The sequence below is a fragment of the Vibrio splendidus genome (genome assembly GCF_001557875.1).
Lineage (GTDB): Bacteria > Pseudomonadota > Gammaproteobacteria > Enterobacterales > Vibrionaceae > Vibrio > Vibrio splendidus_F.
In genome coordinates, this window is record NZ_LNRF01000006.1 from 175,004 (window position 1) to 189,788 (window position 14,785).

Here is a 14,785-nt window from a genome sequence, read left to right on the forward strand (position 1 = left end):
AGAGGTCGGATACCCATATTGGGGAAAAAAACGTATTATTTGCGTAATTCGAGATATGATATCAATTACTCTTGGATTGAGCATTATTTTCCCATCGCTAGGCTTATAACCGTTTAAGGAAAGACATGACCCCATTGGCACTAATCATGATCATTGCAGCCTATTTGCTAGGTTCAATCTCTAGTGCGGTCTTGATATGCCGAGTCTTAAGACTTCCTGATCCAAGAACGGTAGGCTCCAATAACCCTGGAGCCACCAATGTACTGCGCGTTGGCGGCAAAGGCGCAGCTGCTGCTGTCCTCTTGTGTGACATGCTGAAAGGCACCATCCCTGTCTGGCTTGGCTACTACCTCAATATCGACTCGATCATTTTAGGTGTAGTGGCGATTGCTGCTTGTCTTGGCCATATGTACCCAATATTCTTCCACTTTAAAGGTGGTAAAGGCGTCGCAACCGCATTAGGCGCCATCGCCCCAATAGGATTCGATCTAACCGGTATGATCATGGCGACTTGGTTGATTGTGGCTTTTTTGTTTCGTTACTCTTCTTTAGCGGCACTGGTTACTGTGTTGCTAGCACCTTTCTACGCTTGGTTAGTCAAACCTCAATACACACTGCCTGTAGCCATGTTGTGTTGTTTGATCGTGCTACGTCACCATCAGAATATCCGTCGCCTACTCGATGGTAGCGAACCAAAACTCGGACAAAAAAAATCGGCTTAAACTGTCATGTTTAAGCCGAACAATAATATTTAATAACTTACAGCAGATGTTTATCTAAAAATGTCTTCAGCATTGTGTTCACGAACTCTGGTTGCTCTAACGAGCTAATATGACCAGCTCCAGGAATCACCACTAATTCACTGCCCGTGATGCAATCGTGCATTAAGTATGATTCAAGTACCGGACGCGGTTTATCTTCTTGGCCTACAGCAATCAAAACAGGCAGAGCAAAGCTCTCTACTGATTCAATCATATCGCGACGTCCAAACACCATTCGACCAATTCGTGCCACTTCTTCAGCGTTGTCGCCCTCAAGAGCGGATAACTGCTGAGTAAAACCTTCCACTAAAGCTGGTGTGTTGGTTTGCGCATCATTAGCGAAGAACAGTGGAACAACCGCTTCAACAATTGGCTGAGGAACCATCTTGGTTTGAGTGATGGTATCTAACATGCTGAAGTATTTAGCGTGAGCAACTTCTGGCTCTAGACCTACAAAAGTATCCATTAGAACCAAAGACTTGATACGAGCAGGTGCAAGTTCCACTAACTCAGTCCCCCACATACCGCCAACCGATAAGCCAACCACTGAGAATTCTTCGATCTCTAAATGATCAAGCAGAGCTAAAATGTGCTGAGCGTAATCTTTCAAGTTGCGCATCGAAGTGGGTGCCGCTTGAGACTCACCATGCGACCAAAGCTCTGGAACAATACAGCGATACTGAGTCTTTAATGCTTCGATCTGCGGCTTCCACATTGCACTATCCCAAAGGTAGCTGTGGCCGAGTACAACAACAGGGCCTTGACCTTCATCTAGGTACGCCATCGATTGATTGTCTACTGTGAACTTGTTCATCTTCTTCCCTAATCTCTATCAGCAATTATTTATCGACATACAGTCGGTAAGCTAGGATATAAAAACGGCCGCACAAGGCGACCGTTTATCGAAACACTATGGTTTATTACGCAATTGGCTCCAGTTGGTCAATTGGCCAACGCGGTGTGGCATGAACAGACAAATCAGCCGTTTCGCCATTCTTCAGGCGCTGCATGCCCGCATAAGCGATCATTGCACCATTATCTGTACAGAACTCAGTGCGTGGGTAGTACACCTCACCACCGATTTTCTTAGCAAGAGCTTCAAGCTCAACACGCAGTTGTTTGTTGGCACTTACACCGCCAGCAATCACTATACGTTTCATGCCTGTTTCTACCAAGGCACGCTTACACTTGATTACCAAGGTTGCACAAACGGCTTCTTGGAACGCATAAGCGATATCAGCACGAGTTTGGTCATCATTGTCGTTGTCACGAATGGTATTCGCTGCGAACGTCTTCAGACCAGAAAAACTCATATCTAAACCCGGACGATCGGTCATTGGACGCGGGAACTTAAAGCGGCCCGGAGTGCCTTTTTCTGCCAGACGAGATAGCAGTGGACCACCAGGGTAATCTAAGCCCATCAGTTTCGCGGTTTTATCAAACGCTTCACCCGCCGCATCATCAATCGATTCGCCGAGGATTCGGTATTCACCAATACCTTTCACTTCGACCATCATGGTATGCCCGCCAGAAACCAGCAGAGCCACAAATGGGAATGGTGGTGGGTTATCTTCTAGCATTGGCGCAAGAAGGTGACCTTCCATATGGTGAACAGGCACAGCAGGCACGCCCCACGCATAAGCAATACTGCGACCAATCGTTGCACCAACCAGCAGTGCACCCACTAAACCAGGGCCAGCAGTGTAAGCCACACCATCAATGTCTTTCGACGTTAGGTTCGCTTCAGCTAATGCCGCTTTAATAAGAGGAATTGTTTTTTTCACGTGGTCACGCGACGCTAGCTCAGGCACCACACCACCGTAATCGGCGTGCAACTTTACTTGGCTATATAATTGATGAGAAAGCAGCCCTTGCTCATCATCATAAATCGCGATTCCTGTTTCATCACAAGAGGTTTCAATACCAATAATGCGCATAATTTTCTCGGCACGCTTTCGTCTAAAATGGGAAATTAGCGCAATATTACCCTGCCTAAGCTCTTCAAACAAATATTGTACAGACTATAATCGACAAAGTGCTTTACAAAGCCACTGTGATCGGATTAAAATTCCGCACCATTTTTGATCAAGCTGGTTAATGGCCAAACACGAATAGAGAGTTAGCTCGATGGGTAACTTCTCTGATTTGGTACTGAGTAGCCAGCGATAATGAATAACCCCTGAGGTGAAAGGCATATGCCAATAGTTAAAGTACGTGAAAACGAACCGTTCGACGTTGCACTACGTCGTTTCAAGCGCTCTTGTGAAAAAGCAGGTATCCTTTCTGAAGTTCGCCGTCGCGAGCACTACGAAAAGCCAACTACAGTTCGCAAACGCGCTAAAGCAGCAGCTCAAAAGCGTCACGCTAAGAAGCTAGCTCGCGAAAACGCACGTCGCGTTCGCCTGTACTAATAACTTAATCCATAAGGACTGAGTTATGGCTCTTATTGAACAACTCAAAGAAGAGCAAAAATTAGCGATGAAAGCCAAGGACAAACCGCGCCTTGGCACTATCCGCTTAGCTCTTTCAGCAATTAAGCAACGTGAAGTTGACGAACGGATCACTCTGAACGACGACGACATTCTTGCTGTATTAGTTAAAATGGTTAAGCAACGTCGCGATTCTGTTGCTCAATATGAATCGGCAAATCGTCAAGATCTTGCTGACGTGGAAAAAGCAGAAATTACGGTACTTGAAGGCTTTATGCCTCAACCGCTAACTGATGAAGAAGTTATTGCACTACTTGATAGCGCAATCGCCGAAGCTCAACCAGCGGGCATGCAAGACATGGGTAAAGTAATGGCTATCTTGAAACCACAAATTCAAGGGCGTGCAGATATGGGTAAAGTTAGTGGTTTAGTTCGTTCTAAACTCGCTTAATCCCAAATCAAATTGCAACAAGCCGTGCAATCCTTCGGAACGCACGGCTTGTTTGTATCTGTAACCTATTCAAACTATTATTATCCACACTCTAAGTTAGTGCATTTTTCTAAGGTTTTATGGCAGGACACATCCCGCGTAGTTTCATCGATGATCTCCTAGCGCGTCTCGACATTGTCGACATTGTGGACGCACGCGTGAAACTTAAGAAAAAAGGCAAAAACTATGGTGCTTGTTGCCCATTCCACAACGAAAAGACCCCTTCTTTTAGCGTAAGCCAAGAAAAACAGTTTTATCACTGCTTTGGTTGTGGCGTACACGGTAATGCTATCGACTTCATTATGGAGTTCGAACGTCTCGATTTTGTTGAAGCTATTGAAGAGTTAGCCTCTTTCTTGGGCCTCGATGTTCCTAGAGAACAGCGTAGCGGCGAGATATCAACAGCACCAAGAGCCAACAGCGAACAAAAACGTAACCTCTACGATTTGATGGGCGGCATCAGTAATTTTTACCGCTCTCAACTGAAAATATCAGCCAACAAACCTGCGATTGATTACCTAAAGAATCGTGGTCTTTCTGGCGAAATTGTCCAGAAGTTTGGTATTGGTTATGTGGCCGATGAGTGGGACTTAGTTCGTAAGAACTTTGGCCAACAGAAAGAAGCCCAAGACATGCTCGTGACTGGCGGCATGTTAATTGAGAACGATAAAGGTAACCGATACGACCGATTCCGTGGACGCGTAATGTTCCCGATTCGCGATCGTCGTGGTCGTGTGATTGGTTTTGGTGGTCGTGTATTAGAAGACGGTACTCCAAAATATCTCAACTCACCAGAAACGCCTATTTTCCATAAAGGTAAAGAGCTTTACGGCCTTTATGAAGTGCTGCAAGCCTACCGTGAACCGCCGCAAATTCTTGTGGTTGAAGGTTACATGGATGTCGTGGCACTCGCGCAATATGGTGTTGATTACTCAGTGGCATCACTGGGCACCTCGACAACAGGCGACCACGTTCAAATGTTGTTCCGCCAAACCAGCACTGTGGTTTGTTGCTACGATGGTGACCGAGCAGGTAAAGAAGCCGCATGGCGCGCATTAGAAAACGCACTTGAGTATCTGAAAACAGGTAACACGCTTAAGTTTCTGTTCTTGCCCGACGGTGAAGACCCAGACAGCTATATTAGAGAGCATGGCAAAGCCGCTTTCGAACAGCTAGTTCACAATGCGACGCCACTTTCGACCTATTTGTTCGATAACCTGATTGAAATACACAAGTTAAACTTGGGAACAACCGAAGGGAAATCAGCACTGCGTGCACACGCCAGCGCCTTGATTAATAAAATTCCTGACAGTTACTTCCAAGAATTGCTCGAAAAACTGCTCGATGAGCGAACTGGATTTGATAACCAATTGAGACGAGCTCGTGTTCATACACAGAACCCGACACCTCAACCGCATAAAGAGCTGAAGCGCACTCCAATGCGTGAAGTTATCGCTTTGCTTATCCAAAATCCGAGCTATGCTGATATGGTACCGGATTTATCAAGTGTCAAAGGCTTACAATTGCCCGGACTAAGTTTATTCGTCGAAGTACTTGATAAATGCCACGCGCATCCCCATATCAACACAGGCCAATTATTAGAGCATTGGCGACACAATAAACATGAGGCTCTTCTGTCTCGTCTCGCGAGCTGGGAAATCCCCCTCGACGAAGACAATCAAGAAGACATATTTTTAGACTCATTGGACAACATACTTGCCCAGTGCGTTGAAAAACAAATTGAAAACCTGCAGGCCAAAGCAAGAAGCGTCGGTTTATCAGCCGAAGAAAAAAGGGAGCTACTAGCTTTAATGCTAGATCTAAAAGCGTAACCCTGTTTGATTAGTCAGCATTTAATAAATTTGTTAACATAATTGGTTTGCATTTGAGAATGCAACGTCCTTCACCAGACCTGAAGTTGGATATCATCTATGGATCAAAATCCGCAGTCACAGCTAAAATTACTTGTTATTAAAGGCAAGGAACAAGGCTATCTGACCTACGCCGAAGTAAACGACCACCTACCTGCAGAAATCGTGGATTCTGAACAGGTAGAAGACATCATTCAAATGATCAACGACATGGGTATCAAGGTAGTTGAAACTGCACCTGATGCTGATGATCTAGCACTTAATGATGACGATGCCAATATAGATGAAGATGCAGCCGAAGCTGCAGCTGCTGCGCTTTCAAGCGTAGAAAGCGAGATTGGCCGTACTACTGACCCAGTTCGTATGTACATGCGTGAAATGGGTACGGTTGAACTACTGACTCGTGAAGGCGAAATCGACATTGCGAAACGTATTGAAGATGGTATCAATACAGTTCAACTATCGGTTGCTGAGTACCCAGGCACTATTCCATACATCTTGGAGCAGTTTGACCGTGTACAAGCAGAAGAGATTCGCTTAACAGACCTAATCAATGGCTTTGTTGACCCTGACGACGATGGCACAGCTGCGCCAACGGCGACTCACATCGGTTCAGAACTTGCTGAGACTGATCTGGAAGACGAAGACAAAGAAGACGCAGAAGACGACGAGGAAGAGGAAGAAGAAGATACAGGTATCGATCCTGAGCTTGCTCTTGAGAAGTTCACAGCGCTTCGTACTAGCTACCAAAACCGTCAGCTAGCGATCAACGAGTACGGCCATGAAAGCCCGAAAGCAACGCTTGCAACGACAATGATGCAAGACGTATTCAAAGAGTTCCGTCTAACACCAAAACAGTTTGATTACCTAGTAAACGAACTGCGTAACTCTATGGATCGCGTACGTACTCAAGAACGCCTAATCATGCGTCAAACGGTTGAGTACGGCAAAATGCCGAAGAAATCTTTCATTGCTCTATTTACTGGCAACGAATCTAGCGAAGCATGGTTGGATGAAGTTCTTGCTTCAGACAAACCATACGCAGAAAAGATCAAACGTAACGAGCACGACATCCGTCGCTCTATCCAAAAACTGGATATGATCGAACGTGAAACGTCTCTTACTGTTCAAAGCATCAAAGATATCAGCCGTCGTATGTCTATCGGTGAAGCGAAAGCTCGTCGTGCGAAGAAAGAGATGGTTGAAGCAAACTTACGTCTAGTAATCTCGATTGCTAAGAAGTACACAAACCGTGGTCTACAATTCCTGGATCTAATCCAAGAAGGTAACATCGGTCTGATGAAAGCGGTAGATAAGTTTGAATACCGTCGTGGTTACAAGTTCTCTACTTACGCTACTTGGTGGATCCGTCAAGCAATCACTCGTTCGATTGCCGACCAAGCTCGTACTATCCGTATTCCGGTTCACATGATCGAAACGATCAACAAACTAAACCGTATCTCTCGTCAAATGCTACAAGAGATGGGTCGTGAACCACTTCCGGAAGAACTGGCTGAACGCATGCAAATGCCTGAAGACAAGATCCGTAAAGTACTGAAAATCGCTAAAGAGCCAATCTCAATGGAGACACCAATCGGTGACGACGAAGATTCGCACCTAGGTGATTTCATCGAGGATACAACGCTAGAACTACCTTTAGACTCTGCAACGGCAACAAGCCTACGCGGTGCAACTAAAGACGTTCTTGCTGGCCTAACACCTCGTGAAGCTAAAGTACTGCGTATGCGTTTCGGTATCGACATGAACACTGACCACACTCTTGAAGAAGTGGGCAAACAGTTCGACGTAACTCGTGAACGTATCCGTCAGATCGAAGCAAAAGCACTGCGTAAACTTCGTCACCCAAGCCGCTCAGAAACTCTGCGTAGCTTCCTAGACGAGTAATCACACGCTTTAGTGTGGTTAGCTTTTAAGCATAAATAAGAAAAGGTGAGCGTTGGCTCACCTTTTTTTTATCTGTGTGATTTAAGTGGCTAAGATGTAAGCGGAATTGCCCCTTATAGTGTCTAGACACCACTGAATGCTTCCCCTATAATCTATGCCCTACGGCCCCTTAGCTCAGTGGTTAGAGCGCACGACTCATAATCGTTCGGTCCCCAGTTCAAATCTGGGAGGGGCCACCAAATTAGAAAAGCCAGAACAGTTCATGCTGCTCTGGCTTTTTGCTTTTCTAGAACAGCATAAATCACGCCCGCACTTCCTAACGGTTGGAATCGTCCCGTACACAATTCCAATTGCCTCTCTGTGACTAAGTTTACTTTTCTTTTATAAAAAAGACGGCAATATGAACGTACATAAATCGTTCAATAGTTCAGGGAAGAAACATGAAAGACGAAACACTCTCGATTCACTTCGGCTACGAAACCGATCCAACGACTAAATCCGTTGCCACTCCTATCTACCAAACCGTTGCTTATGAATTCGATGATGCACAACACGGCGCCGACCTGTTTAACCTTGCGGTACCGGGCAATATCTACACTCGCATAATGAACCCGACCAATGATGTGTTAGAAAAGCGCATGGCAGCCCTAGAGGGTGGTATTGCAGGCCTAGTCGTAAGTGCGGGTAGTGCTGCGATTAACTACGCGATTCAAACCTTGGCACAAATCGGGGACAACATCGTCTCGACACCTCAACTTTACGGTGGAACTTACACCCTATTTGCTCACATGCTGCCAAACCAAGGGATCGAAGTTCGCTTTGCTAAAGACGACAAACCAGAAAGCTTAGCGGCGCTGATCGATGAAAAAACTAAGGCGGTTTACTGTGAAAGTATTGGTAACCCAGCAGGTAATATTATCGACTTAGAGCGTGTTGCAGAACTTGCTCACGCACAAGGTGTGCCTGTGATTGTTGATAATACGGTGGCGACGCCTGTGCTGTGTAAACCTATCGATTTTGGTGCTGACATCGTGGTTCACTCACTAACCAAATACGTGGGTGGTCACGGTACAACGTTAGGTGGCGTGATTGTCGACTCAGGCAAATTCCCATGGGCACAACACAAAGACCGCTTCCCTGTGTTTAATCAGCCAGAGCCTTCTTATCATGGCGTGGTTTATACCGAGGCATTTGGTGAGGCTGCGTTTATTGGTCGTGCTAGAACCGTTCCCCTGCGTAATACAGGTGCAGCACTGTCGCCAATGAATGCTTTCATGATAATGCAAGGATTGGAGACGTTATCGTTACGTATGGAGCGACACACAGAGAATGCATTGAAAGTAGCGGAATACCTCAGCCAACACGAAAAAGTCAGCTGGGTAAGCTACGCTGGTCTGCCTAGCTCAGAATTCTACCCGCTTGCTGAAAAATACATGCAGGGTAAGCCATCGGCCATTCTATCTTTTGGCTTAAAGGACGGTTATGAAGCTGGTGTCCGCTTCTACGACGCGCTACAAATCTTCAAGCGTTTAGTGAACATTGGTGATGCCAAGTCTCTGGCTTGTCACCCTGCTTCTACAACACACCGTCAATTAAGCGAAGCCGAACAGAAACAAGCCGGTGTATCACCAGAGATGATTCGCCTCTCAGTAGGTATTGAGCACATCGAAGATATTCTCGCTGACCTAGAGCAAGCTCTTAACGCTTAAACAAGGTAAGCAGCACCAAGATATTAAAGTGCCATGTAGCATCAAAATAGTAACAGGTACAAAAAAGCCCATCACTGGATGGGCTTCTTATTATCTATTTCTTAGTAAGCTGTCGATTACTCAACCGTTACCGCTTTCGCTAGGTTACGAGGTTGGTCAACGTCGGTACCTTTGATCAACGCAACATGGTAAGACAGCAGCTGCATTGGTACTGTGTAGTAGATAGATGCAGTTACTTCACTTACGTGAGGCATCTTGATAATCTTCATGTTCTCATCGCTTTCGAAACCAGCAGCTTCATCTGCAAATACATACAGCAGGCCGCCACGAGCACGGACTTCTTCAACGTTTGATTTCAGCTTCTCTAGCAAGTCGTTACTTGGTGCAATAACGACAACTGGCATATCTGCATCGATAAGAGCCAAAGGACCGTGCTTAAGCTCACCAGCCGCGTATGCTTCTGCGTGGATGTAAGAGATCTCTTTCAGTTTAAGAGACGCTTCCATCGCGATTGGGTAGAACTCACCACGACCCAAGAACAGTGTGTGGTGCTTATCAGCAAAATCAGGTGCCAGTGCTTCAATTTCTTTATCAAACGCTAATGCTTTCTCGATATCAGCAGGCAGTTGGTGAAGTGCTTGAACGATTTCCGCTTCTTTCTCTTCATTGATACGACCTTGTAGACGACCAATTGACGTTACCATCATCAGCATCGCTGCTAGTTGAGTTGTGAAAGCTTTAGTAGAAGCAACACCGATCTCCGTTCCTGCGCGAGTCATGAAGGCAAAATCAGATTCACGAACGAGCGAAGAACCTGCTACGTTACAGATGGTCATTGCTGACATGTAGCCTTTCTCTTTTGCAAGACGAAGTGCAGCAAGCGTATCCGCCGTTTCACCAGACTGAGACAGAGTCACCAATAGGCTATTCGGGCGAACAACGAAATCACGGTAACGGAACTCAGAGGCGATCTCTACATCACAGCTTACGCCCGCTAGAGATTCAAACCAGTAACGTGCAGCCATGCCTGAGTTGTAAGATGTACCACATGCGATGATCTGCACGTGTTCAACCTTGCTTAGGATCTCTTCCGCTTTAACGCCGATTGCATTAGTGATAACCGAAGTGTCAGAGATACGACCTTCCATTGTGTTGATCAGCGCGGTTGGCTGCTCGAAGATCTCTTTCTGCATGAAGTGACGGTATTGACCTTTGTCACCAGCGTCGTGTTCAGCGTTTGATTCAACGATTTCACGCTCAACACGCTCGCCCGCGACATCAAATACAGTAACATCACGACGAGTTACCTCAGCAACATCACCTTCTTCTAGGTACATGAAGCGACGAGTTACGCTCAGTAGCGCCAGTTGGTCAGAAGCAAGGAAGTTCTCGCCCACACCAAAACCGATAACGATTGGGCTACCAGAACGAGCAACAACGATACGGCTAGGATCTTTACGATCAACAACAACCGTGCCATACGCGCCGTCTAATTGTTTTGCGGTTTTCTGTAGCGCTTCAACCAAAGAAGCTGAAGTGCGAAGTTCCCACTCAACTAAGTGAGCGATAACTTCTGTATCTGTCTGTGAAGTAAACACGTAGCCACGCTCTTGCAGCATAGCGCGCAGTGCTTCGTGGTTTTCGATAATGCCATTGTGCACAACGGCAATATCGCCAGACATGTGTGGGTGGGCGTTCGCTTCAGATGGCTCACCGTGTGTTGCCCAACGAGTGTGAGCGATACCTGTACCACCAATCACATGTTGCTCGTCTACCGCGTCAGCTAGCTCTTGTACTTTACCAAGGCGGCGGACACGAGTTAAGTTAGCTTCGGTATCAACTACAGCGACACCCGCTGAATCGTAGCCTCGGTATTCTAGGCGGCGAAGGCCTTCTACTAAAATTTCGGCTACATCACGCTGTGCTACTGCACCAACAATTCCACACATAGTTTCACTCCATCAATTTCGTTTATTCCTATTGGCAGCAAGCAAAGGCCATATCTTTATTAAGATCAATTATAGGAAGGTAAATGCATAATACTTAAATTTGTTTTTACGCTGGATCTGTCAGGATCACGCGAACATCATGTGATTCGATACTTGCTATGGATTCTTCGCCTAAGTCTGTATCTGTAATTAAGATGTCAATGTGTTCCCATGCCAGCTCTAAGTTTGGGATCTTTCGTCCCACTTTTTCCGACTCAACCATCACGATCACTTCTCGTGACACTTCAGCCATTACTTTGCTCAGGCCAACCAGTTCGTTAAACGTGGTTGTGCCTCTATCAAGGTCGATACCATCGGCCCCGATAAATAGTTGGTCAAAATCGTAAGCGCGAAGCACCGACTCTGCGACTTTGCCTTGGAAAGAGTCCGAATGGGTATCCCAAGTGCCGCCAGTCATTAATAACGTCGGCTCGCTTTCAAGCTCATTAAGCGCATTAGCGACGTGCAATGAGTTGGTCATAACAACCAAACCACGCTTAGCATTTAGCTGCTGAATTAGGGCACCGGTAGTACTGCCACTATCGATCACGATGCGGTTATGGTCGCGAATTAAATCTGCAGCAGCTTTTGCCAATGAAATCTTTCGAGTCGAAACTTGTTGACCCAGTTCTTCGTTGACAACCTCTTTCGGTAACGAAATCGCACCACCATAACGGCGTAAAAGCTGACCGTTTTTCTCTAAAGACGCCAAGTCCTTTCTAATAGTGACCTCTGAGGTTTCGAACTTAGCGGATAATTCATCAACACTAACCTCCCCTTTTTCATTCACTAGGTTAGAAATTGCATGTCTTCTGAGCTGAGTGTTTCGTTTCGACATTTAAAAAAGGCCATTAAGTTTCGATATGAAAGATATTATAGTTACAACGAAACTATTTAGTCCATTTATTTTGATCCAAAAAATTAATAAATAGCGATAAAACCTTGTCCTAAGACAATTGTTAAGCAGTGATATTGAACTCATTAGGTGGTAGAATCCGCACCCGAAAAGAAAAAAAATTACAAAACTGACTGTTATTTTTTTGCAACTTACCGCCTATATAGTGGGGTAAGTCACAGAAAACCGATATTGAATCAAAATCTTTTGGTCATAAAATGACTAAAATTGATGAAAGACTTACAACTCTGAAGGACATATTGGAAGTCCCGCGCTTTTACACAACAGGCACAAAATGTTGATGTAGCGGACCAATCTTCAGAACTTAAATAAATTTCAAATTGTAACAATACTTACCGGAGAGTACCTTCCATGAAAAAGACCAAAATCGTATGTACGATTGGCCCTAAAACTGAATCTGTAGAGAAGCTAACTGAACTAGTAGATGCTGGCATGAACGTTATGCGTCTTAACTTCTCTCACGGTGATTTCGCAGAGCACGGCACTCGTATCGCGAACTTCCGTAAAGTAATGGAAAACAAAGGTGAGCAACTTGCTATCCTTCTAGATACTAAAGGTCCAGAAATCCGTACTATCAAACTTGAAGATGGTAACGACGTAGATCTAGTAGCTGGTCAAGAGTTCACTTTCACAACTGACGCAACAGTTGTTGGTAACAAAGACGTAGTAGCAGTAACTTACCTAGGTTTCGCTAAAGACCTAACAGCGGGTAACACTATCCTTGTTGATGACGGCCTAATCGAAATGGAAGTTATCGCAACAACAGAAACTGAAGTTAAGTGTAAAGTTCTTAACAACGGTGCTCTAGGCGAAAACAAAGGTGTTAACCTTCCTGGCGTTTCTGTTCAACTTCCTGCTCTTTCTGAGAAAGACAAAGCTGACCTTAAGTTTGGTTGTGAGCAAGGCGTAGATTTCGTTGCCGCTTCTTTCATCCGTAAAGAAGAAGACGTTAAAGAAATCCGTGAACTTCTAAATGCTAACGGCGGCGAGAACATCCACATCATTTCTAAGATTGAAAACCAAGAAGGTGTAGATAACTTCGATTCAATCCTTGAAGCTTCTGACGGCATCATGGTTGCTCGTGGTGACCTAGGTGTTGAAATCCCAGCTGAAGAAGTAATCTTCGCTCAGAAGATGATGATCGAGAAGTGTAACCGCGCACGTAAGATGGTTATCACTGCAACTCAAATGCTTGACTCTATGATCAGCAACCCACGTCCAACTCGTGCAGAAGCGGGTGACGTTGCGAACGCAATCATGGATGGTACTGATGCAGTAATGCTTTCTGGCGAAACTGCTAAAGGTAAGTACCCAGTTGAAGCTGTTACTATCATGGCTCAAATCGCGAACCGTACTGATTCAGCTCTTAAAGCTGAGCTAGGTTCTCGTCTAGACAGCCCACGTCTACGCATCACTGAAGCAGTATGTAAAGGCGCTGTAGACACAGCAGAGAAGCTAGCTGCTCCTCTAATCGTTGTTGCAACTGAAGGCGGTAAGTCTGCACGTTCAGTACGTAAGTACTTCCCAACTGCAAACATCCTTGCTCTAACAACTAACGAAAAGACAGCTGCACAGCTAGTTCTTACTAAAGGTGTTAAGCCAGTTCTTGTTGACTCTATCGAGAACACAGACGCGTTCTACATCAACGGTAAAGAAATCGCTCTACAATCTGGCCTAGGTAACAAAGGCGACATCGTAGTTATGGTTTCTGGTGCTCTAGTAGCTTCTGGTACTACAAACACGGCATCTGTTCACGTTCTATAAGAATGAACCGATTCGTATAAAATATAAAAGAGGGCTTCGGCCCTCTTTTTTTATGAAACAAAATCTTGCCTAACTTTTCAGTACGCTGTATTATCAATCGCAATAGAACTACGTACTGTTAACTTCCAATTAGCTCTTTCAAAGAGACGGATTAGCAGACTAGAAATCATATATAGATGAGGTTTGTAATGTCTAGTCCTACGCTCACTGACAAAGTATCAAAGATGATTCGCCAAGATATTCTTAATGGTGAGTTAACCCCAGGCCAAAAGCTCGTTGTTGCTGATCTAAAAGCACGCTACAACGTTGGCGCATCTCCTATTCGCGAAGCCTTGGTACAGTTATCTTGGAGTAAATACGTAAAGCTAGAGCCACAAAAGGGCTGCTGGGTATCTCCTGTATCAAAGAAAGAACTGAATGACCTATACGAAAGTCTTCGTGTTGTATCATCTGTTCTGCTTAAAAAAGCGATTTCAGCAGGTGATGAGAGTTGGGAACTGGATGTACTAACGTCTTACCATAAACTGTCACGAGTGCAGTACGTATCTGAAGAGTTTGATTGTGTTGAATGGGAAGAGCGCCATCAGCAATTCCATGTCGCACTGCTTGAAGGTGCCGATTCAGAGAACATGTTTAAATTCTTTGATGACTTGATCAACCAAGTGAAACGTTACCGCTTCCTAGCAATGTCTGCAGAAAATGCATCTGATGATCTGTTCAATATTGATGAGCACGAAATGATCATGAAACTAGTACTCTCTAAGAATGTAGAACAAGCGACAGAACTGCTTGATCAACACTTACTAGGTTCAATGAAACGAATTGAAGAAGTTATCGAAGCTGCATAATGCCAAGATAGATTCTCACCAAATAAAAACGGAGCCCAACGGCTCCGTTTTTTTCCAGTACCACGACTGAACTACCACCCAAAAAACTCTTTGTGATGAGTATT

12 protein-coding genes and 1 tRNA gene are annotated in these 14,785 nt (G+C 45.1%); 9 read left to right on the plus strand and 4 right to left on the minus strand.

Annotated features, from left to right (window positions below; all coding sequences use genetic code 11):
* Positions 1–125: 125 nt before the first annotated feature.
* Entirely contained in the window at positions 126–722 is a 597-nt protein-coding gene (plsY, locus tag ATB74_RS15310; protein WP_061019074.1) for a glycerol-3-phosphate 1-O-acyltransferase PlsY, read from the plus strand.
* Positions 723–759: 37 nt separating this feature from the next.
* Here the strand turns inward: plsY and ATB74_RS15315 are convergent, their stop codons facing one another.
* Together ATB74_RS15315 and tsaD are read right to left on the minus strand one after the other, a co-directional pair.
* Positions 760–1,575 carry an alpha/beta fold hydrolase gene (locus tag ATB74_RS15315; protein WP_061019075.1) on the minus strand — a complete coding sequence of 272 codons (816 nt, stop codon included), beginning with the start codon at positions 1,573–1,575 and terminating at the stop codon, positions 760–762.
* Between the two features lie 106 nt (positions 1,576–1,681).
* On the minus strand, positions 1,682–2,698 hold the full coding sequence (gene tsaD / locus ATB74_RS15320) for a tRNA (adenosine(37)-N6)-threonylcarbamoyltransferase complex transferase subunit TsaD (RefSeq protein WP_019826876.1): 1,017 nt from the start codon (positions 2,696–2,698) through the stop codon (positions 1,682–1,684).
* 258 nt (positions 2,699–2,956) lie between these two features.
* On the opposite strand from tsaD, the gene rpsU reads away from it, so the two are divergent.
* The 6 genes from rpsU (at position 2,957) to ATB74_RS15350 (ending at position 9,165) form a co-directional block, all read left to right on the plus strand.
* A complete protein-coding gene (gene rpsU, locus ATB74_RS15325; RefSeq protein ID WP_004396009.1) occupies positions 2,957–3,172 on the plus strand; it encodes a 30S ribosomal protein S21 in 216 nt (71 codons plus the stop codon).
* A 25-nt stretch (positions 3,173–3,197) separates the two neighbouring features.
* The gene (locus ATB74_RS15330; protein ID WP_017069475.1) at positions 3,198–3,641 is read left to right on the plus strand and encodes a GatB/YqeY domain-containing protein; all 444 of its coding nucleotides are present in this window, start codon (positions 3,198–3,200) and stop codon (positions 3,639–3,641) included.
* A gap of 119 nt (positions 3,642–3,760) precedes the next feature.
* Positions 3,761–5,512: a DNA primase gene (dnaG, locus tag ATB74_RS15335; protein ID WP_017069474.1), complete on the plus strand. Its 1,752-nt coding sequence runs from the start codon at positions 3,761–3,763 to the stop codon at positions 5,510–5,512.
* A 99-nt stretch (positions 5,513–5,611) separates the two neighbouring features.
* Positions 5,612–7,456, plus strand: a complete 1,845-nt coding sequence (gene rpoD / locus ATB74_RS15340; RefSeq protein WP_017061407.1) for an RNA polymerase sigma factor RpoD — start codon at positions 5,612–5,614, stop codon at positions 7,454–7,456.
* 163 nt (positions 7,457–7,619) lie between these two features.
* Positions 7,620–7,695, plus strand: a tRNA-Ile gene (locus tag ATB74_RS15345).
* A 201-nt stretch (positions 7,696–7,896) separates the two neighbouring features.
* Positions 7,897–9,165, plus strand: coding sequence for an O-acetylhomoserine aminocarboxypropyltransferase/cysteine synthase family protein (locus tag ATB74_RS15350; RefSeq protein WP_061019076.1), 1,269 nt, complete (start codon positions 7,897–7,899; stop codon positions 9,163–9,165).
* 116 nt (positions 9,166–9,281) lie between these two features.
* Here ATB74_RS15350 and glmS read toward each other — a convergent pair whose 3' ends face one another.
* Positions 9,282–11,114 (minus strand): glutamine--fructose-6-phosphate transaminase (isomerizing), encoded by a 1,833-nt coding sequence (gene glmS, locus ATB74_RS15355; RefSeq protein ID WP_061019077.1) that lies wholly within the window; start codon positions 11,112–11,114, stop codon positions 9,282–9,284.
* Positions 11,115–11,220: 106 nt separating this feature from the next.
* Complete coding sequence (locus ATB74_RS15360) at positions 11,221–11,991, minus strand: DeoR/GlpR family DNA-binding transcription regulator (protein WP_061019078.1); 771 nt, start codon at positions 11,989–11,991, stop codon at positions 11,221–11,223.
* Positions 11,992–12,420: 429 nt separating this feature from the next.
* On the opposite strand from ATB74_RS15360, the gene pykF reads away from it, so the two are divergent.
* Both pykF and ATB74_RS15370 read left to right on the plus strand, forming a co-directional pair.
* Positions 12,421–13,833, plus strand: a complete 1,413-nt coding sequence (pykF, locus tag ATB74_RS15365; RefSeq protein ID WP_017061403.1) for a pyruvate kinase PykF — start codon at positions 12,421–12,423, stop codon at positions 13,831–13,833.
* A gap of 176 nt (positions 13,834–14,009) precedes the next feature.
* Entirely contained in the window at positions 14,010–14,681 is a 672-nt protein-coding gene (locus ATB74_RS15370; RefSeq protein ID WP_081090130.1) for a GntR family transcriptional regulator, read from the plus strand.
* Positions 14,682–14,785 lie beyond the last annotated feature (104 nt).

What these genes read in the sequence shown, in the direction of transcription:
- rpoD (WP_017061407.1), top strand. Translation starts at nt 5,612, where the DNA reads ATGGATCAAAATCCGCAGTCACAGCTAAAATTACTTGTTATTAAAGGC.
- plsY (WP_061019074.1), top strand. Translation starts at nt 126, where the DNA reads ATGACCCCATTGGCACTAATCATGATCATTGCAGCCTATTTGCTAGGT.
- ATB74_RS15315 (WP_061019075.1), bottom strand. Translation starts at nt 1,575, where the DNA reads ATGAACAAGTTCACAGTAGACAATCAATCGATGGCGTACCTAGATGAA.
- glmS (WP_061019077.1), bottom strand. Translation starts at nt 11,114, where the DNA reads ATGTGTGGAATTGTTGGTGCAGTAGCACAGCGTGATGTAGCCGAAATT.
- pykF (WP_017061403.1), top strand. Translation starts at nt 12,421, where the DNA reads ATGAAAAAGACCAAAATCGTATGTACGATTGGCCCTAAAACTGAATCT.
- ATB74_RS15350 (WP_061019076.1), top strand. Translation starts at nt 7,897, where the DNA reads ATGAAAGACGAAACACTCTCGATTCACTTCGGCTACGAAACCGATCCA.
- ATB74_RS15370 (WP_081090130.1), top strand. Translation starts at nt 14,010, where the DNA reads ATGAGGTTTGTAATGTCTAGTCCTACGCTCACTGACAAAGTATCAAAG.
- tsaD (WP_019826876.1), bottom strand. Translation starts at nt 2,698, where the DNA reads ATGCGCATTATTGGTATTGAAACCTCTTGTGATGAAACAGGAATCGCG.
- dnaG (WP_017069474.1), top strand. Translation starts at nt 3,761, where the DNA reads ATGGCAGGACACATCCCGCGTAGTTTCATCGATGATCTCCTAGCGCGT.
- rpsU (WP_004396009.1), top strand. Translation starts at nt 2,957, where the DNA reads ATGCCAATAGTTAAAGTACGTGAAAACGAACCGTTCGACGTTGCACTA.
- ATB74_RS15360 (WP_061019078.1), bottom strand. Translation starts at nt 11,991, where the DNA reads ATGTCGAAACGAAACACTCAGCTCAGAAGACATGCAATTTCTAACCTA.
- ATB74_RS15330 (WP_017069475.1), top strand. Translation starts at nt 3,198, where the DNA reads ATGGCTCTTATTGAACAACTCAAAGAAGAGCAAAAATTAGCGATGAAA.